At 57.3% G+C, this 18297-nt stretch carries 15 protein-coding genes; 6 read left to right on the top strand and 9 right to left on the bottom strand.

The genetic code is table 11. The features are described from left to right. From phoU to IEW09_RS14310, 7 genes are all read right to left on the bottom strand, one after another. Window positions 1–666, bottom strand: coding sequence for a phosphate signaling complex protein PhoU (phoU, locus tag IEW09_RS14340; RefSeq protein WP_188554881.1), 666 nt, complete (start codon window positions 664–666; stop codon window positions 1–3). Then, window positions 663–1421 carry a phosphate ABC transporter ATP-binding protein PstB gene (gene pstB, locus IEW09_RS14335; protein ID WP_188554880.1) on the bottom strand — a complete coding sequence of 253 codons (759 nt, stop codon included), beginning with the start codon at window positions 1419–1421 and terminating at the stop codon, window positions 663–665. Before pstB ends, phoU begins: the two co-directional genes overlap by 4 nt. Then, window positions 1421–2338 carry a phosphate ABC transporter permease PstA gene (gene pstA, locus IEW09_RS14330; RefSeq protein ID WP_229739328.1) on the bottom strand — a complete coding sequence of 306 codons (918 nt, stop codon included), beginning with the start codon at window positions 2336–2338 and terminating at the stop codon, window positions 1421–1423. Before pstA ends, pstB begins: the two co-directional genes overlap by 1 nt. Window position 2339: 1 nt before the next feature. Then, window positions 2340–3365 (bottom strand): phosphate ABC transporter permease subunit PstC, encoded by a 1026-nt coding sequence (gene pstC, locus IEW09_RS14325; RefSeq protein ID WP_373282825.1) that lies wholly within the window; start codon window positions 3363–3365, stop codon window positions 2340–2342. A 141-nt stretch (window positions 3366–3506) separates the two neighbouring features. Further along, on the bottom strand, window positions 3507–4565 hold the full coding sequence (gene pstS, locus IEW09_RS14320; RefSeq protein WP_263369164.1) for a phosphate ABC transporter substrate-binding protein PstS: 1059 nt from the start codon (window positions 4563–4565) through the stop codon (window positions 3507–3509). 106 nt (window positions 4566–4671) lie between these two features. Beyond that, window positions 4672–6012, bottom strand: coding sequence for a sensor histidine kinase (locus IEW09_RS14315; protein WP_229739327.1), 1341 nt, complete (start codon window positions 6010–6012; stop codon window positions 4672–4674). A gap of 50 nt (window positions 6013–6062) precedes the next feature. Next, window positions 6063–6767, bottom strand: a complete 705-nt coding sequence (locus IEW09_RS14310) for a winged helix-turn-helix domain-containing protein (protein WP_188554877.1) — start codon at window positions 6765–6767, stop codon at window positions 6063–6065. A gap of 150 nt (window positions 6768–6917) precedes the next feature. Here IEW09_RS14310 and IEW09_RS14305 point away from each other — a divergent pair, with 150 nt between their 5' ends. Both IEW09_RS14305 and IEW09_RS14300 read left to right on the top strand, forming a co-directional pair. Further along, window positions 6918–7292, top strand: coding sequence for a response regulator (locus IEW09_RS14305; protein WP_188554876.1), 375 nt, complete (start codon window positions 6918–6920; stop codon window positions 7290–7292). Between the two features lie 12 nt (window positions 7293–7304). Continuing rightward, window positions 7305–9098, top strand: coding sequence for an ATP-binding protein (locus IEW09_RS14300; RefSeq protein WP_188554875.1), 1794 nt, complete (start codon window positions 7305–7307; stop codon window positions 9096–9098). A gap of 613 nt (window positions 9099–9711) precedes the next feature. Here the strand turns inward: IEW09_RS14300 and ltaE are convergent. Continuing rightward, a complete protein-coding gene (ltaE, locus tag IEW09_RS14295; protein ID WP_188554874.1) occupies window positions 9712–10749 on the bottom strand; it encodes a low-specificity L-threonine aldolase in 1038 nt (345 codons plus the stop codon). 42 nt (window positions 10750–10791) lie between these two features. After that, the gene (gene hemW / locus IEW09_RS14290) at window positions 10792–12009 is read right to left on the bottom strand and encodes a radical SAM family heme chaperone HemW (RefSeq protein WP_188554873.1); all 1218 of its coding nucleotides are present in this window, start codon (window positions 12007–12009) and stop codon (window positions 10792–10794) included. Window positions 12010–12105: 96 nt separating this feature from the next. On the opposite strand from hemW, the gene IEW09_RS14285 reads away from it, so the two are divergent. From IEW09_RS14285 to IEW09_RS14270, 4 genes are all read left to right on the top strand, one after another. Continuing rightward, window positions 12106–12885: a DUF1223 domain-containing protein gene (locus tag IEW09_RS14285; protein WP_188554872.1), complete on the top strand. Its 780-nt coding sequence runs from the start codon at window positions 12106–12108 to the stop codon at window positions 12883–12885. 48 nt (window positions 12886–12933) lie between these two features. Beyond that, on the top strand, window positions 12934–14979 hold the full coding sequence (locus IEW09_RS14280; protein WP_188554871.1) for an ABC transporter ATP-binding protein: 2046 nt from the start codon (window positions 12934–12936) through the stop codon (window positions 14977–14979). Window positions 14980–15008: 29 nt separating this feature from the next. After that, window positions 15009–16223 (top strand): lipid-A-disaccharide synthase, encoded by a 1215-nt coding sequence (lpxB, locus tag IEW09_RS14275; protein ID WP_188554870.1) that lies wholly within the window; start codon window positions 15009–15011, stop codon window positions 16221–16223. Between the two features lie 81 nt (window positions 16224–16304). Beyond that, the gene (locus tag IEW09_RS14270) at window positions 16305–18290 is read left to right on the top strand and encodes a M1 family aminopeptidase (RefSeq protein ID WP_188554869.1); all 1986 of its coding nucleotides are present in this window, start codon (window positions 16305–16307) and stop codon (window positions 18288–18290) included. Window positions 18291–18297: the final 7 nt, after the last annotated feature.

The following is an 18297-nucleotide window of genomic DNA, read 5'->3' as shown; positions in this document are numbered from 1 at the left end:
CTAATCGGCGCGGGGATGGTGCCGGACATCGAATCCACGCACCCAGAAGATGACGTCTTCAGCGATATTGGTGGCATGGTCACCCACCCGCTCAAGATTTCGCGCAATGATGAGAGCATTGAGCGATTGGGGCGTCAGTTCTGGCTTTTCCTTAATCAACGAACTGAGCGCATAAAAAGCTGCGTCATTCATCTCATCGACCTGATCATCGAGCAGCAGCACGGATTGGGCTAACTCGGCGTCCGCTTCAATAAAAGCCTGCAGCGCCTTGCGTACCATCGCCGACGACAGCGAAGCCAGCTTCGGGATGTCTACCGGAAGATCGGTATTCGCAAAGGCCCCCATCTCACGAACGCGAATCGCAATATTCACTGCCTGATCGCCGACGCGCTCCAGATCAGCATTGATGCGAATCACTGAAAGGATAAAGCGCAGGTCGATGGCCATGGGCTGCTCCATCGCAAGCAGGTCCAACGCCATCTGGTCGATCTCGCGCTCGAGCCGGTTGATGGCTGGCTCAGAGTGAAAGACAAGCTCACAGATGCTGAGATCGCGGCTGCTATAAGCCTCAATCGATCGCTGAATGGCCTGCTCGGCCATGCCCGCCATGATGAGTAATCGTTCCTTGAGGTCGTCGAGATTCTGCTGGAATTTAATCCGCGTCATCCGAACCTCCCGGTGATGTAGTCTTCGGTACGCTTATCACGGGGGTTCGTAAAGATCTTGTGAGTCGAGTCGAACTCGACCATCTTTCCATTGAGAAAGAACCCAGTGTTTTCGGCCACGCGCGCAGCCTGCTGCATGTTATGTGTAACGATGACGATGGTGTACTGGCTCTTGAGCTGGAAGATGAGGTCTTCAATCTTCGAGGTCGAGACAGGATCGAGCGCGGAAGCCGGCTCGTCCATCAGCAACACCTCAGGATCAACCGCCAAGGCACGCGCGATGCACATACGCTGTTGCTGTCCACCCGAAAGACTGGCGCCCGATTTTCTCTTGAGGTCGTCCTTCACCTCTTCCCACAGAGCAGCCTGCTTCAACGACCGCTCGACCGTCTCGTCGAGCACACGCTTGTTGCGAAAACCATTGAGCTTCAATCCGCTGACCACATTGTCGTAGATCGACATCGTGGGAAAAGGATTGGGGCGCTGAAAGACCATGCCGACACGGCGACGAATCTCTACTGGAGACGCATCCTTGTAGACATCGATCTCGCCCATGCGGACAATGCCGGTCGCACGCGCAATCGGATTGGTCTCGTGCATACGATTGAGGCAACGGACAAAGGTGGACTTACCGCAGCCGGACGGCCCGATCAGCGCAGTGGCATGGTTCGCGGGAATGTGCAGGTTAATGTCCTGCAGGGTATGAGTGTTGCCATACCACGCGTTTAGGTTCTCGACCTGAATGCCTACTCCCACTAGCTTCCTCCCTTGAGTACGCCGCGGCTGGCATAGATGCGGACGAGCGTGACTGAGACCATAATCATAACGATAAGAACAAGTGAGCCAGCCCACGCCAGTCGGTGCCACTCATCATAGGGGGAGATGGCATAGACGAAGATCTGCAGCGGCAGTGCCGCGATAGGTTCGTTGAGCTTGAAGCTCCAGAATTGATTTCCGAAAGCGGTAAACAACAGCGGCGCCGTCTCTCCGGCAACACGCGCGAAGGCGAGCATACAGCCGGTGATAATTCCGGGCGATGCTGTGCGAAGGCTGACAGAAAGAACTGTGCGCCACTTGGGAACACCCAGGCCCAGCGCCGCTTCGCGAATCGCATGAGGCACAGTGGACAGCATCTCCTCAGTGGTACGCGTCACCGTAGGCACCATCATGATGCCAAGAACAATGCCGCCGGCCAGCGCTGAGAAGTGCTTCTGCGGCATCACGACCAGCGAATAGATCGCAATGCCCATGACGATGGAAGGAACGCCGTTCAGCACATCGGCCGTGAAGCGCACAGCGTTGGCGAGCATCTTGCCGCGGCCAAACTCTGCCAGATAAACACCGGAGGCAATTCCAACCGGAATTCCCATCAGGCTTGCCAGCAAAAGGATGACACCCGATCCCAAAATCGAGTTCGCCATGCCGCCGCCCGGTTGACCGACCGGAGCAGGAACATTCGTAAAAAAAGCAAGATTCAGCGAACTTGCACCCTTGTAGACGAGATAGAAGAGAATCGCGGCAAGCGGTGCGAGGACGATAACAGTAGCAAGAACTGCCAGACCGCTGACAAAATGATTCGTCGCAGCGCGGCGAGCCGTGTTGAAACGCATCGCCTTCGACTGAAAATTCATAGGACGTGAATGCGAAGGCGGAACAGTAGGCTGTGTGCTCATATCAGGCCGCTCCTACCGGTGCGCCACGTGTAACCGCCCACACCATAAGACGCGCAATGGCATTGACGACGATGGTGACCAGGAAAAGTGCGAGGCCGATCTCGATCAACGCGCTCAGGTAAAGATCTCCGGTTGCCTCGGTAAACTCTCCTGCAATGACGCTGGCAAGCGTATTGGCAGGCGCGAAGAGTGACCGGCTGATATTCGGGTGGTTCCCGATGACCATGGTGACCGCCATCGTCTCGCCAAGTGCGCGTCCAAGGCCAAGCATAATTGCACCAACGATGCCGATGCGCGAGTTGCGAAGAACGCCGACACGAATCATCTCCCATCGCGTCGCACCCAGCGCCAGAACGCCCTCGCGTTGGCTGTTCGGCACAGCCAGCATGATGTCTCGCGTCAGCGAAGAGATGATCGGCAGGATCATAATCGCGAGAATAATACCCGCCGTAAGCAGACCGACACCAAAATTGGCGCCGCTAAAAAATCCGGTCCAGCCGAGCGTTTTTGAAAGGAATGGCCCAACGACATCGCGCATCAGCGGAACGAGAACAAACACTCCCCACAGACCATATACAACGCTTGGAATCGCAGCCAGCAGTTCCGTGAGGAATGAGATCGGTGCACGAAGAGGCTTCGGGCAAAGCTCCGTAACAAATACTGCCACGCCCAGTGCAAGAGGAACAGCCATCAGGAGTGCAAGAAATGAGGTCGCAAGCGTGCCATAGATAAATGGAAGCGCTCCAAAATCACCAGAGACCGGGTCCCATGCCGAGCGGGAGAAAAACTTCCAGCCGAATTGAACCAGGCTCAGATGAGATCGAACCGTCAATATCCAGAAGATGAAGGCAACAATTGCGAAGATGCTGCATGCGCAGAGCAGCATCAATGCGGCAAAGCTGCTGTCCGCAAACCGACCGCTGCTGCGTGTGCTGAGATAGTCTCTGATCGGCGAAGAAGCCGATTCGCCTGCAGCCGGATTGGCAGCAGCAAAGACGGCAGGCGTCAGTGACGGCTCAGTCGGCATCGAAGATCCTGGTTCTCTTTCGGTAGTCATGCGACTAGAAGGCACAATCCTGAACCCTGTGATTTGATTCTCTGTAATTGATTGTAGCCAAGGTCAGCCAGAGATGCCGCACGGCTTTTTATCGCCGTGCGGCAGGTCGGTTTAGTGAAGGTTTGCAATGCTCTGGCGGACCATGCTCTGGACCTGCGCCGGAAGCGGAGCGTAACCCATCGAGGACGCTTCGCTTTCGCCATGATCAAGCATCCAGGTCAGGAAATCCTTGAGCGTCGCAGTCTTCGTTGCATCGGACGAATGCGTCGGGATCAAGAACCAGGTAAAGCTGCTGATCGGATAGGAGGTATCGCCCGGAGCATTCGTAATCGAAACCCGGTAGTCTGCCGGCATGCTCGAAGCAGCAGCGGCGGCGGCGGCCGTCACACCATCGGTGCTGGCAAGAACGAACTTACCCGAAGCATTGCGGACAGCGCCATAGGTCATCTTGTTCTGCAGAGCATAGATCAGCTCCACATAGCCGAACGAAGAGGGCGACTGGCGCACCATTCCGGCAACACCCTCGTTGCCCTTCTGTCCGATGCCCACAGGCCACTTCACCGAGGTGCTCTTGCCTACCTTTGCGGCCCACTCAGGGCTGACCTTCGAGAGAAAGTCGGTAAAGATATAGGTCGTTCCGCTTCCGTCCGAACGATAGACGGGGAGGATCGCCGTGCTGGGGAACTTGACGCCCGGGTTATCCTTCGCCAGCCGCGGATCGTTCCACTTGGTGATCTTTCCGAGATAGATATCAGCGATGACATCAGGAGCGAGGTTGAGATTTCCAGTAACGCCCGGAATGTTATAAACCGGAACCACCGCTCCCAGCACAGAAGGAATATGCATCAACGGAACCTTCGATGCGGCAAGCTGCTGGTCCGTCATCGGGCCGTCGCTCGCACCAAAGTCAACCGTCTGCTCGGAGACCTGACGAATGCCGCCGCCCGACCCAATGGACTGATAGTTGATGTGAACGCCAGGATGCGCGGCAGCATACTCGCTGAACCAGCGCGAGTAGATCGGATAAGGAAACGTAGCGCCAGCGCCATTCAGATTCTGCGCGCTGCTCTCGCCAGCCGACGTTGCAGACGTATTCGCAGATTGTTTACAGCCTGTAACACAGAACGCAAATAACACCGCGGCAGCAATTTTTAAACTGACTCGTTCCACCTGATTACCTCAGAAAATTGGGATTTGTATCTATTCGAGTGTCGTCCAGCAATGTTAAGCGAAGGTTACAAAGATATGAATGGTGGGGAAAAGCTTACTCCATCCATCATGGACGCACAGACCCTCCGGACTGTTTCGGCAGCGTAAAGATAAATGTGCTGCCATGGTTCAACGCACTCTCGGCACGAATGTTACCACCGTGAATTTGCACTATCCGTTGTGCAATCGCGAGCCCAAGTCCAGTGCCGCCCGACTCACGCGAACGAGCCTTGTCCACCCGGTAAAACCGCTCGAAGATCCGTCCCAGATGCTCAGAGGCAATTCCCTGTCCAAAGTCGCGGACGCGGAACTCCACCGCGTCAAACGGCTCCGTGACCTCACGTGCGCTGACGATGACACGGGAGGCTGCCGCATTGCGTCCGTGCCCATACTTAATTCCGTTCTCAATAAGATTACTGAGCACCTGCACGATCGCGTCCGTATCGGCAAAGACCTCGGTGGTCGTCACCTCGCCAATCTCCAGCACCGCCTCTGCATCCTGCACCAGGCCGCTCATCGCCTGCACCGCATCGCGAATCAGGATATCTGCACGCACCAGCGCTGGATGAAGCTCGCTCTCTGACGATTCCACCCGCGCCATGACCAGCAGGTCCTCCGTCAGGCGATTCATGCGCGTGGCATTCTTCAGAATTGTCGTAAGAAACTCCCGCGCCTGCGTGCTAAGGCCCGCTTCATGGTCCAGCAACGTCTCCACGTAGCCGCTGATCGAGGTGAGCGGCGTGCGCAGCTCATGCGAGACATTCGCAACAAAATCGCGCTGGATACGCTCGACCTGCTCGATGCGCGTCATATCGTGCAGCACGGCAACTGCTCCGCCACCCGGCATCGGCGACGCTGCAATCTCGAAGATGCGTCCCGGGACAACCGAGGTCGATCGTCGCTCGCTCACGGCGCGCTCTTCCAACGCCGCGCGAACGCATTGCAGAACGTCGGGATCGCGGATCGTCTGCACCAGGGCATGTCCTACGCGAACTGCCCCGCCGATGACGGCTCCTGGAATGAGCTTCTGCATGCATTGATTGGTCCACTGAATGCGCCCCGCCTGATCGACGGCAACGACAGCGTCCTGCATGCTGTCAATCATCGCCTCCAGCTTCTGACGCCCCTCTGAGGCATCGGCGAGCTGCCGCTGCACCCGTTCGGAGACCTGCGAGATCGCATGCGCTACCTCGTCGAAGTCAGCATACTGGTTGCCGATTGTATCGACAGGACGCTCCGCAATGGCCGCCGTCGATAATCGCAGCGCCGAAACATCCTGCCCCACCAATCGCGCGATCAGCAACGAGCTTAACGCGGCCCAGCCCAGCAGAAAGATTGCAGCGAAGATCCAGCCATGCGGCGCAAGCCATACGCACAACGCTACAACGATCGCCAAGGCGATCGTCATGCGAACAAAAATCGAAAGAAAAAGACTACGCCTCACCAATGCACCTACACTCAGGACTGCGAAGTCTTAGGAATTTCAAAGCGGTATCCCGCTCCGCGCATCGTCTTCAAATAGCGCGGGCTCTCGGCGTCGGCTTCGATTTTTTCGCGAATGCGACGAACATAGACATCGACCGAACGCGGAGTAACAAACCGGGCATCGCCCCATACAGCGTCCAGCAGGTGATCGCGGCTAAAAACTCGTCCCGGATGTCGTGCGAGATAGTCCAGCAAACGGAACTCGGTTGCTGTCGTCGTCACCAACTCACCGTTGACGCGCAACTGCATCGCACCTGCATCAATCTCAACGTTTTCAAACTTCAGAATCGACGGCGAAGTCGGCCGTTCGAACCGGCGCAACACAGCCTTTACACGAGCTATCAGCTCTCGTGTGGCAAACGGTTTGGTGATGTAGTCATCCGCGCCCATCTCAAGGCCCTGCACGCGATCATTCTCCGCCGCGCGAGCCGTCAGAAAGATAATGGGGATTACACTCAGCGTCGGGTTCTGACGCAACCTGCGGCACAGATCCAGTCCATCGCCCCCCGGCACCATGATATCCAGCAGAAAGAGCGACGGTGGCTGCCGGTCGGCATCGGGAACAATCTGGCCGATGGTTGAATAGACGCGAACGGTGTAGCCGGCACTCTCAAGGTGATACTGCACCAGGCGCGAGATATCGGCATCATCTTCCAATACAAAGATCGTCTGACTCAATTTGTAACCTCAGTGTTACCGTCAGATTAACCTACCGTGACCAAAACATTGCTAACGTACGATGAATCGTTAGAGTCACTCATTAAGGGAATGTTACTTTTATACGCCAGGCGTTATCCTTAAATAGCAGCTGCTGCGAATCGATTGCCTATGGAGCAAAAATCCCATCTCGTCCTTTGTGTCGATGACGAACTGATCGGCCTGAAGGTTCGCAAGATATTGTTGGAGCGCTCAGGGTATCGTGTTCTGACGGCGCCCAACGGTTCTGCCGGACTCGAGTTATTCATGAGCGAACCCATCGATTGCGTTGTGCTCGACTACTCCATGCCGGGAATGAATGGAGGCGAGGTGGCTGCGAAGATGCGCCAGGTCAAGCCCCATATCCCCATCCTGCTCCTCTCCGCTTATATTGGCCTGCCCTCCGACGTGCTCTCTATGGTAGACATGTGCATGACCAAGGGAGAAGGTCCCCCCGTTCTTCTGGACAAGTTAGGCAGTCTTCTGCAACCTCTAAGTCGAGCTTAAAACCGGAGGACAGTGAATCTAAATCAATTCAATCGCATCCTGCGGCAGGTATTTTTATTGCCGGTCATCGCGCTTTTGCTGGCCGCCGTTGCACTCTACCTGCAAATCCAGGGAGCTAACTCGACCGTCCGGCTGATTCAGCAATCGGACGCCCACATCTCTCAGGTCAGCCGCATCAACACTCTCATCCTTAACGAAGAGTCGGCTCTCCGCGGCTACGAGAACACCTCCGACGCGCGCTTTCTCCAGCCTTATCTCGACGCCTCGCCGCGCCTGCAGGCCGAGTTCGACAAGATGAAGAACATGCCGGGCCTCGATGATATCGAGAAGCGCTACATCGACGATTTAGTTAACAAGCACCAGCTCTGGGTCGATGCCTTCGCCCTGCCCGTCATCGCTACCATTCAGGCCGGAGGACAGGTGCGCGATGTAGACCTGAACCTGCGCGGCAAGTCGATGATGGACGATATCCGCAAGGACCTCTCCGATACCACCCACAACGCCGAGCAGCGGCGAGCCGCACGCATCCACCTCTGGCAATATCAGGTTCGCCACATGGAGTGGCTGCTGCTTGTGCTCGCCCTCTGCGTCGGCATCTTCATCGGCCTGTTCACCCGCAACCGTCTCCACGCCGTCTCCGACGCCTATAAGACTTCGCTCGACGTCTTAGGTCGACGCGCCGAGGAGATCTTTCAGTCCGAGCAGCAACTACGCACCACTCTGGCCTCCATCGGCGATGGCGTCATCACCTGCGACACCGAAGGCCGGGTCCAGATGATGAACCCCGTGGCCGTCGAGCTCACCGGCTGGACGCAGGCCGAAGCACTCGGCAAACCGCTTGAAACCATCTTTCACATCATCAGCGAAACCACCCGCACCCCGATGGAAAATCCCGTCTCCAAGGTCAAGCGGCTCAACCGTATCATCGCCCTCGGCAATCACACCATCCTGGTTCGCAAAGACAAGACCGAGTTGCACATCGCCGACAGCGGCGCACCCATCCGCGACCGCACCGACGGTATCGCCGGTGTCGTCATGGTCTTTCGCGATATCACTTTGGAGCGCAAAACACAGGACGCCCTGCTGGCAAACGAGAAACTGGCAGTCGCTGGACGCCTTGCCGCAACCATCGCACACGAGATCCACAACCCTCTCGACTCCGTCTCCAACCTGCTCTACCTCATGCGCAACGGAGTCACCGAAGAGGAGTCTGTCCAGTTCATGGATATGGCCGAACAGGAGCTGGCGCGCGTCACCCAGATCAGCCGGGCCATGCTCGGCCTCTATCGCGAGTCCAAAGCTCCCGTCCTGGTCGACCTCAAAGACATGCTGCAGGAGATCCTTCTGCTGATGGAGCGCCGGCTCACCGATGAACGCGTCAACATCCACGCCGATCTTCCATCCGGCATTGCGGTCGATGCCTTCCCCGCCGAGCTACGGCAGGTCTTTACCAACCTGATCGCCAACGCCGCCGAAGCTGCCGGTCCCGGCGGCAATGTACGCGTAAACCTCAGGCCCCAGCCTGCGCTTTCGATCGACGGCCACAAGCAGGAAGCTGGCGCCACAGTCATGATTACGGATAACGGCATGGGCATTCCTGATGAGGTGCGCCCCCACCTCTTCCAGCCCTTCTTCACCACCAAAGGCGAGCGCGGCACCGGCCTCGGCCTCTGGGTCAGCCGCGGCATCGTCACCAAACACGGCGGCACCATCGAACTGGCCAGCAACACCGACGAAGCCACCCACGGCACCTCTGTCAGTGTCTTCCTCGCCACCAAACCCACCATCAACGCAGGCGGCGACTAGGCCGCAAGCCTCATACGGTAGAGCATCGCTCAACGTCCCCAACTACCGCTATCTCGACCGGAGCCGCAGTCCAACCCATAATCCACCTCACCTCAACCGGAACGCACGTTGCAACTGCACGTCATCTCGACCGGAGCGCAGCGGAGTGGAGAGACCCCTGTATTTTTATCCGAAGCGCAGCATAAACATCTTCAGATAAATATTGCATTTTCAAGCATCTATGGCAGAAAAACCCTAAACGCGCTGGCAAAAACTCTGTCAAGCTCCAAAACCCATCAACTCAAACAAAACAAGCAAGATATCCATTGCAAAAGAGTTCCTGCCAATCCTCGATAATAGAAACAGGAAAAAAAGCAGAGTCATCAGCCAAGTTGTCTCGCAGATGCCATAGAACCACTCAGAACGCTCGTCATTCTGAGCGCAGCGAAGAACCACCGTAGTTGCTGTTGCCTTTGCTCGTTCTTCTAAATCTGCTCAATCCAAGAATAACTACCTTAGAATCAACAACTAGAAGCTAACACATTTAGAATCAAGACTTTGAAATTTAAACCCTTTGTAATGAATACTTTGCGACTAAAGTCTACCGGGGAGGGTACCTTCAAAGCGACAAGGTTCAAGCCGTCGGGCAGACCCGCAGCGTCTCGGCCACAACGTCAGCCGCTCTCGTGCAAGCCTCCCGGTCAACGTCATAGTGGGTCACAAACCGAATCGAGCGCGGCCCAATCGCACTGGCCAACACGCCCTTTCTCTTCAACTCGGCGCAGAATGCTGCTGCATCGCCATCGCCGCGAAGATCGAAGATGACAATGTTGGTCTCAACCGCAGCCAGATCGATCCCGGCATTCGGCTCAGCCGCAACCGCCTCAGCCAGCAGACGAGCGTTGGCATGGTCGTCAGCCAGCCGCGCCGTCATCTCGTGCAGCGCGACGAGACCAGCCGCAGCCAGCACACCGACCTGCCGCATTCCGCCGCCCAGCGCCTTGCGAAAGATGCGAGCCCGATCTATCGTCTCTCGACTGCCCAGCAACATCGAGCCAACCGGAGCACCCAACCCCTTCGACAGGCAAAACATCACCGTGTCGCAGCCTTCGGTAAGCTCGGCTACGCCAACGCCAAGGGCGACCGAAGCGTTGAAGATACGCGCCCCATCAAGATGCACCGGCAAACCCGCCTCATGCGCTCCTTTGCAGATCTCTCGCATCGTAGCAAGCGGGGTAACTGTGCCACCGGCCATATTGTGCGTATTTTCAATACAAACCAGGCCGGTCTGGGCACGATAGTAGAGCTTCGGCCCAATCGCCTGCCGTATCCGCTCCCATGAAAGCACGCCGCGCACCCCCGCGACTGGGCGCAACTGGCATCCGGAGAAGGCCGCGGCCATGGCCATCTCCCAATCGAGGACATGCGCCCGCGCCTCGCAGAGAATCTCCTGCCCATGCTGCGTATGAAGACGAATGGCAATCTGGTTTCCCATGGTTCCGGTCGGCACAAATAGAGCCGCCTCTTTGCCGAACAAGGCGGCAGCGTCTCTCTCCAACTTGTTAACGGTAGGGTCTTCTCCGTAGACATCGTCCCCCACCTCGGCAGCGCGCATCGCTTCGCGCATGGCAGGCGTAGGCCGCGTAACCGTGTCACTTCGAAGATCGATCATAGGAACCCCCGCAACTCCTGTCTAAGATTATGCGATACAGGGTTATGCGGCGGATGGAACCAGCAATCGACTGAAGACTTCATTGGAGACCATGCGCCCCCGCACCGTCAGGCGAATGCGATCGGCCTCCAACTCCAGCAATCCGGCCTCATGAGCTTCAAGCAAGGCTGACATCGCATCCTGAACCATCGTCTCGCCGAATCCTGCCCGTAGCCGGTGAAGATCGATGCCCTCGGTAAGCCGAAGCCCAAGGAAAAGCTCTTCCTCAAAGGCCCGGTCAAGATCGATAACATCGAAGTCCGGCTCGATGGCGTTCTTCTTCTGAAGCTGGCGAAACACAGCTTCGGGCCTGTCGATATAAGCATCCATATCGCTGGTATTCGCAAACCGCACCGCACCGACGTCGGTCGGCAACATCGAGTGAGCATCAAGACCAAAACCGATATAAGGAAGACGCTGCCAATACTTGAGGTTATGACGGGAAGCGTGGCCCCCGCGCGCAAAGTTTGAGATCTCGTACTGTCTCAATCCAGCCGCATCGAACTGCTCACAAGCCATCTGATACCAATCGGCGCTTTCGTCCTCGGAAGGAACCGCCGACGCATGGTAACGCGTTCCTTTTGCGAGAACCTCTTCGCCGAGGCGCGATTCTTCATCGACCTCCAGCATATAAACGCTGACATGCTGGACTTTACAGGCAATCGCCTGATCGAGAGAATACTGCCAGCTCTCCCGCGTCTGATACGGAAGCCCTGCGATCAGATCAATGCTGATGTCCTTAATCCCAGCATTGTGGACTCGCAGAATCTCCGCCTCGCACTCCCGCTGCGTGTGCAAGCGTCCAACCGCTGCCGTCTCTCGGTCAACGAAAGATTGCACCCCAAAGCTGACGCGGTTCATTCCCAGCCGCAGCAGGTCGTCCAGCGTCTCATCGCCGAGCTGTCCCGGCGCACACTCGAGCGTGATCTCGGCGTCGCGTGCCAACTCGAACTCGCCGCGCAGCCGCTGAAACATCTGGCGAAACTGTTGTGCGCTCAACAAACTAGGTGTTCCGCCCCCAAAGTAGATCGTGTCCACAAACTCCGGCAGCCGCGCCCCGGACTTCGCTGCCACATCGCGCGCCGCACTGATCTCATCGCAGACGCGATCAACATAATGCTGCATTCGCTCAGCGGCAAACACCCCTGAAGCAAAGTTGCAGAAGGTGCACTTCGCCTTGCAGAAAGGGACCGAGATGTAGACTCCAAGCGGTGTAACCATTTTGCCGAAAACGCCTCAAACTAATTGTTTCACGAAGGCGGTTTCAAACGGCAATATGCCTTCTATGCTAGAGAAGGCGCCTGAGAGGTAAAGACTATGCCACGGTTTCGCCCACTCGCTACTGTCGCAGCCCTGCTTATCTTGATGTCTGGGCAAGCCATCGCTCAAGCCGGATCACAGAATCAACGCTCTCCCGTTCTGGTTGAGCTCTTCACGTCAGAAGGCTGTTCGAGCTGCCCGCCAGCCGACGCTTTGCTCGCCAAGCTGGAGCAGGATCAGCCGGTCGCCGATGCAGAGATTATTGCCCTTGGCGAGCACGTCGATTATTGGGACCAGCTTGGCTGGCACGACCGCTTTTCCTCGCATCAATATACAGACCGGCAAAACCAGTACCGCTTCCGCTTCCATCTGGATGACGTCTACACTCCGCAGATGGTCGTGGACGGAACTGCGCCATTCGTCGGTAACGACGCACCCCATATCTTTCGCGCTATCACCAACTCTGGTCGCACCGCCAAGATCAACCTCGCACTCACAAAGCTCACTCTGGACGGCAGCCATATCTCATTTGCGGTCTCCAGTTCGGCCTCTCCCGGCATGCTCTCCAACGCGGACCTTTACGCCGCGCTGGTCGATCCCAGCGATACGACAAATGTCCAACGCGGCGAAAATAAGGGACAAGTTCTCCACCATGTTGCCGTCGTTCGATCGCTGCAAAAGATCGGTAAACTGAAGGACCTGGCATCCGGCCCGTTGAAGGCCAGCCTCCTCGCCCCGGAGAGTTCCGCGTCATCAACCATGCGGATTGTGGTATTTGCGCAGCGTCCCGGGGCGGGCGCTGTCGTGGGCGCAGTTTCTATGCCTGCAACGCAATAACTGCAGAATCCTGATCTCGCCCCAAGCATCTAGAATAGAGACACTTAGATGGCTGACGAGCAGAAATCCAAAAAGGCGCAAAAAGAGGCCGCGAAGAAGGCGGCGCAGGACGACGACATCGTAGGAAAAGCTTACGACGGCCGTCTCATGCGCAGGCTTCTGACCTACCTGCGCCCCTACAAGCTACAGGTAGTACTCTCGGCCATCGCCATTATCTTCAAGGCCGGAACCGATGTCGCCGGTCCATATCTGGTAAAAGTCGCCGTCGACACGTATATGACGAAGACGCCGCCGGAGAAGCTCTCCTGGCTGGCTCATCACCTCAGCTCGAAGCCGATGGCCGGCATTACCCAGCTCGGCCTGCTCTACCTCAGCGCCTTGCTGATTACCTACGTTCTCGAATTTGTTCAGACCTACCTGATGCAGTGGACCGGCCAGAAGATCATGTTCGATCTGCGCAGCCAGATCTTCCGCCACCTCCAGCACATGCATCCCGGCTTCTTCGACCATAATCCCGTCGGCAAGCTCGTCACCCGTGTCACTTCTGACGTAGACGCGCTGAACGAGATGTTTACCTTGGGCGTTCTCGCTATCTTCGAGGACATCTTCGTTCTGGCCTTCATCGTCATCATCATGCTGCGCATGAGCTGGCCGCTCGCGCTGCTGACGCTGGCCGTTATCCCGGCGATTCTGTACATCACAGGCATCTTCCGCAAGCATGTGCGCGAGAGCTATCGCCGCATTCGTTCCGCCATTGCGCGGATCAACAGCTACATGCAGGAGCATGTCAGCGGCATGTCCATCGTGCAGCTCTTCAACCGCGAGCAGCGCGCCTTCGACGAGTTTGCCGCCGTCAATCGCCTGCACATGGACGCCTTCAAGGACGCCATCTTCGCCTACGCCCTCTACTATCCGGCGGTTGAACTGCTCAGCTCCATCGCCATTGCGCTGGTCCTTTGGCGCGGCGGTATCGGCGCTCTCTTCACTGGCGCTCCTTTGGCCGCCGGCCTGCCGTTCTACGAATACATTCTGCATCCGATGCGCGCGCCGGGAGCTACGGTTACGCTCGGTATCCTGATCGCGTTCATTCAGTATGCGCAACGCTTCTTCCGCCCCATTCAGGACCTCAGCGAGAAGTACAACATCCTGCAAGCCGCCATGGCAGCCAGCGAGCGCGTCTTCAAGTTGCTGGATTCAGAGCCGGAGATACTGTCGCCTCCGGAGCCTACCTCCGGCGATCGCTCGGGCCGGGTGGAGTTCCGCAATGTCTGGTTTACCTATCAGACTCTAGATGAGGCCCAGCGACTTCGCGTGGAGTCGGCGACCGAAGACGAGCTGCGCGGCTATGCCGACATCGAATGGATTCTCTGCGGCGTCAGCTTCGTCGTTGAGCCCAATGAGACCGCCGCTATCGTCGGCCACACCGGCGCAGGCAAGACGACCATCATCAGTCTGATGATGCGCTTCTACGATATCCAGCGCGGAAGTATCCTCATCGACGGCGTGGACGTGCGGCTGCAGGATATGCATGCCCTGCGTCGTCGCTTTGCCGTCGTGCTGCAAGACCCCTTTCTCTTCACCGGCACGATCGCGGATAACATCCGTCTCGGTTCAAAATGGGTCACCGACGAGCGCCTGCAATGCGCTGCCGATGAGGTCAACGTGGGAGACTTCATCCGTTCGCTGCCTCTACAGTTCGACGAGCCAGTGCAGGAGCGCGGAGCTACTCTATCTACGGGACAAAAACAGCTCATCAGCTTTGCTCGCGCTCTGGCTCACGACCCCGGAATCCTCATTCTTGACGAGGCAACTTCTTCCGTGGACACCGACACGGAGCTTCGCGTGCGCGATGCTCTCTCCCGCATGGTCACAGGACGGACCTCTATCTTGATCGCCCACCGGCTGTCTACCATTCAGCGGGCCGACACCATTCTTGTCATGCATAAGGGACAGTTGCGCGAGCGTGGCACGCATCAGGAGCTGCTCACGCATCGCGGCCTCTACTGGAAGCTCTACCAGTTGCAGTACAAGGACCAGGAGACGTCGGCAGATAACGTCCTGCGTTCTCAGCTTTCTGACGCCGTTTTACCCTGATACAGTATTCAAGCGAACGCGAATCGAACGTGGCAGAAAGCAACCCATCTCCGCACATTTTTCTCTCCGCCGGCGAGGCCAGCGGGGACTACTATGGCGCTCAGATCATTACAGAGCTGCGTGCTCGCATGCCGCAGCTCACCTGCTTCGGCCTCGGCGGTCTCGAGATGGCTGCCGCGGGTCTTGAGCGCATCGTTCACGCCGAAGATGTGGCCCACATGGGCATCACTGAGGTGATCTGCCACATGCCCCACATCTATGGCGAGTACCGTCGTCTGGTCACGTCCATCAAAAAACGGCGCCCGGACATTGCCATCCTCATCGATTTTCCCGATGTCAACTTCCGTCTTGCTCGCACGCTCCGCAGACTCAATATCCCGGTCGTATATTTCGTCAGCCCTCAGCTCTGGGCGTGGAAACGCAGGCGTCTGCGCTGGGTACAGCAGCGAGTCAGTCGCATGATGGTCATCTTCCCTTTCGAGGAACGCTTTTACCGGGCGCGCAATGTCGATGCTGTGTTCGTGGGGCATCCTCTGGCACAGCTCCCTCTACCCGATATCAATCGTGCGGAGTACGCCGCAAAGCACATACTCGACCCCGCGAAGAACTGGATCGCGCTGCTCCCCGGCAGTCGCCGCAAAGAGGTACAACTCAACCTGCCGGAGATGCTGCATGCAGCCTCTCTTCTGAACACTCAGGGCAGGTACGAGTTCATTATTCCGGTCGCCTCGACGGTAAACACCTCGTACATTCTTAATTTTCTGCAAGACCCGATCTACTACAGCTCAACCAAGCCAAGGGTTACGCTGGTCGACGACGCACGCGAGGCGCTCCACCACGCCCGCGCCAGCGTTGTTGCCAGCGGCACCGCAACCGTACAGGCAACCGTCATCGGAAACCCCTTCGTCGTCGTCTACCGGGTCTCCCCGCTTACCTTTGTACTTGCACGAAAACTCATCCGCTATCCACATGAGATTCCGGCGGAGAAAGACCGAGACGGCAATCTTCCCATTGCCATGGTCAATCTGGTTGCCGGAAAGCGCATTGTGCCCGAGCTGCTGCAGACCCGTTTTACTGGAGCAAACGTGGCAAAGGCCCTGATTCCGTTGTTGGCCGATGGGCCTCAGCGCGAACAGATGCTCTCCGACCTGGCCGAAGCACACTTTAAGCTGCTCCCTCCCTCCGGATCAGGCTCCATTGCCCAGGTCTGCGATGCCGTCGAGAGCCTGTTGTCGTACCCCTGAGCTACAAGTGTCCGAATTTCAACGGCAAGCGTCTAACATCACGAAGGCTGTACCATTATTTTTTGAGGATCTTCGCCCGACATGCACCTACCTTCCCGGTATCTTCGAGTTCTGGCAACCGCACTGTTTCCCGCGTGCATTCTCACGGTTTCCCTTTGGGCAGCGCCTGTCAGACCTCAACTGCACGTCACCGGCTACAACATTACTGCGGATCTCGATCCTGCGGTGCATCATCTCACCGTAACGGCAGCCGTAACCTTTACTGCGCTTGAAGATCTCACCTCTCCCATCTTCGAGTTGAACAACGGATTGCAGATCACCAAGGTCACGGATTCGAGCGGCAAGCCCCTCGAATCGGAGCGCCTTACCACCAACAGCACCGTACGCTTTAATCTGGCCACGCCGATCCCCAAAGGAACCAGCACCACCTATAACTTTGAATACTCCGGCACGTTGACCGGCTCCGATACCAGCCCGGTCAGCGGAATCAAGCTGGCCTCGATCGACGATCCCATCAGCATTCTGCTGTACCCCGGCGCATGGTTCCCCATGACCGGCCTGTACACCGACCGCTTCACCGCTCAGATGCACATCCGTGTGCCTTCCGACGAGCGCGTGGTCGGCAGCGGAGTCGCCGGACAGAAAAACCTGCCCGGCAATCGCACCGAATACGACTTCAACTGGACCAAGCCCGGCTTCCCCGGAACCATCATCGCCGGCAAGTTCCTCGATCCCGCTGGTACATCTGGCGTCAACAACATTCACGTCTATGTCACCGACAAACGCAAACCTTTCGCTCTCGACTTCGCTCACACTGCCGCCAGGCAGTTTGAGTTTATGACCAGCACCTTCGGCCAGCCTGAGTCGCCGATTCTCAACCTCGTGGAACTGCCGGACGATGCCGTCTCAGCCACATGGGCACCGGAGATTGTCGCCATCGGCGGAGGCCGCATTGCCGCGCGCAACGCACAGCGGCTCATCTCCAACACCATCGCGCATCAGTGGTGGGGTAGCGAGATCTCGCCTGCGAGCTTGAACGATGCCTGGATCACCAATGGCATGTCGCGCTATGCCGAGCTAATGTATCTCGAAGATTCAGCTGGAAAGACCGCATTTCAGTCAGCCGTCACCGACGTTTCCGCCGGTGCGCTGGCCTACGATACCGTTCCGCTCACCTCTCTCGGACGCCTCGATCCGTTCTCTCCACAGTTCCAGTCCATGACCCTCGAAAAAGGTGCGATGGTCTTCCATATGCTTCGCTGGGAGATGGGTGACGATACCTTCACCCAGTTCCTGCGCGGCATGCTGTCGCAATATACCGACAAGTCCATTCGCAGCTCTGACGTTCAAACCGTCGCCGAAGCCCAATCGCATCTGGAACTGACGCCATTCTTTTCGCAGTGGATCGATGGCACCGGCGCACCGGCGTTCGGAGATAAGTACACCGTCTTTCGCCTTGGCAGCAACAAAGGCTTCCGCACGGTCGGAGCCATCACGCAGGACCTCGACCTCTTTCGCATGCCGGTCGAACTGCGCATCGAGACGGATGGTAAAACGGAGGTCAAGCGCATCGTCGTCAGCGGCAACGAGTCACAATACTCCATCGAGACCTTTGGCCGCCCGCGTCATATCAGCATCGATCCGGACAACTGGCTGCTGAAGAGCACGCCCGATCTCGCTGTGCGCGTGGCTGTTTTGCGCGGGCAGGAGCAAGTCGCACAGGGCGATCTCACTGCTGCACTGATCGAGTACCAGAAGGCCCTCGACGCCAACAAAAACAGCTCGCTCGCCTCCTACCGCATCGGCGAAGTCTTCTTCATGCAGCGCAATTATCAATCTGCGGCAAACTCTTTCCGTGACGCTCTGCGCGGAGATGACGACCCAAGATGGGTCGAGGTCTGGAGCCACATCGAGCTAGGCCGCATCTTCGATCTAACCGGTCAGCGTGACCGTGCCGTCAACGAGTACCGCCTCGCTGTACAGACCAACGACAACACACAGGGCGCTATCAATGAGGCACGCGCATTGATGCAGAAACCATACAAGCGTCCGGCTGAACAAAATTAGTCGGGTA

Source organism: Edaphobacter dinghuensis, assembly GCF_014640335.1.
GTDB lineage: Bacteria > Acidobacteriota > Terriglobia > Terriglobales > Acidobacteriaceae > Edaphobacter > Edaphobacter dinghuensis.
Note: the sequence above shows the minus strand (reverse complement) of the source record. Positions and strands in the feature narration are given on the sequence as shown.

What these genes read in the sequence shown, in the direction of transcription:
- IEW09_RS14285 (WP_188554872.1), top strand. Translation starts at nt 12,106, where the DNA reads ATGCCACGGTTTCGCCCACTCGCTACTGTCGCAGCCCTGCTTATCTTG.
- IEW09_RS14305 (WP_188554876.1), top strand. Translation starts at nt 6,918, where the DNA reads ATGGAGCAAAAATCCCATCTCGTCCTTTGTGTCGATGACGAACTGATC.
- ltaE (WP_188554874.1), bottom strand. Translation starts at nt 10,749, where the DNA reads ATGATCGATCTTCGAAGTGACACGGTTACGCGGCCTACGCCTGCCATG.
- phoU (WP_188554881.1), bottom strand. Translation starts at nt 666, where the DNA reads ATGACGCGGATTAAATTCCAGCAGAATCTCGACGACCTCAAGGAACGA.
- IEW09_RS14270 (WP_188554869.1), top strand. Translation starts at nt 16,305, where the DNA reads ATGCACCTACCTTCCCGGTATCTTCGAGTTCTGGCAACCGCACTGTTT.
- hemW (WP_188554873.1), bottom strand. Translation starts at nt 12,009, where the DNA reads ATGGTTACACCGCTTGGAGTCTACATCTCGGTCCCTTTCTGCAAGGCG.
- IEW09_RS14280 (WP_188554871.1), top strand. Translation starts at nt 12,934, where the DNA reads ATGGCTGACGAGCAGAAATCCAAAAAGGCGCAAAAAGAGGCCGCGAAG.
- IEW09_RS14315 (WP_229739327.1), bottom strand. Translation starts at nt 6,012, where the DNA reads ATGACGATCGCCTTGGCGATCGTTGTAGCGTTGTGCGTATGGCTTGCG.
- pstA (WP_229739328.1), bottom strand. Translation starts at nt 2,338, where the DNA reads ATGAGCACACAGCCTACTGTTCCGCCTTCGCATTCACGTCCTATGAAT.
- pstC (WP_373282825.1), bottom strand. Translation starts at nt 3,365, where the DNA reads ATGCCGACTGAGCCGTCACTGACGCCTGCCGTCTTTGCTGCTGCCAAT.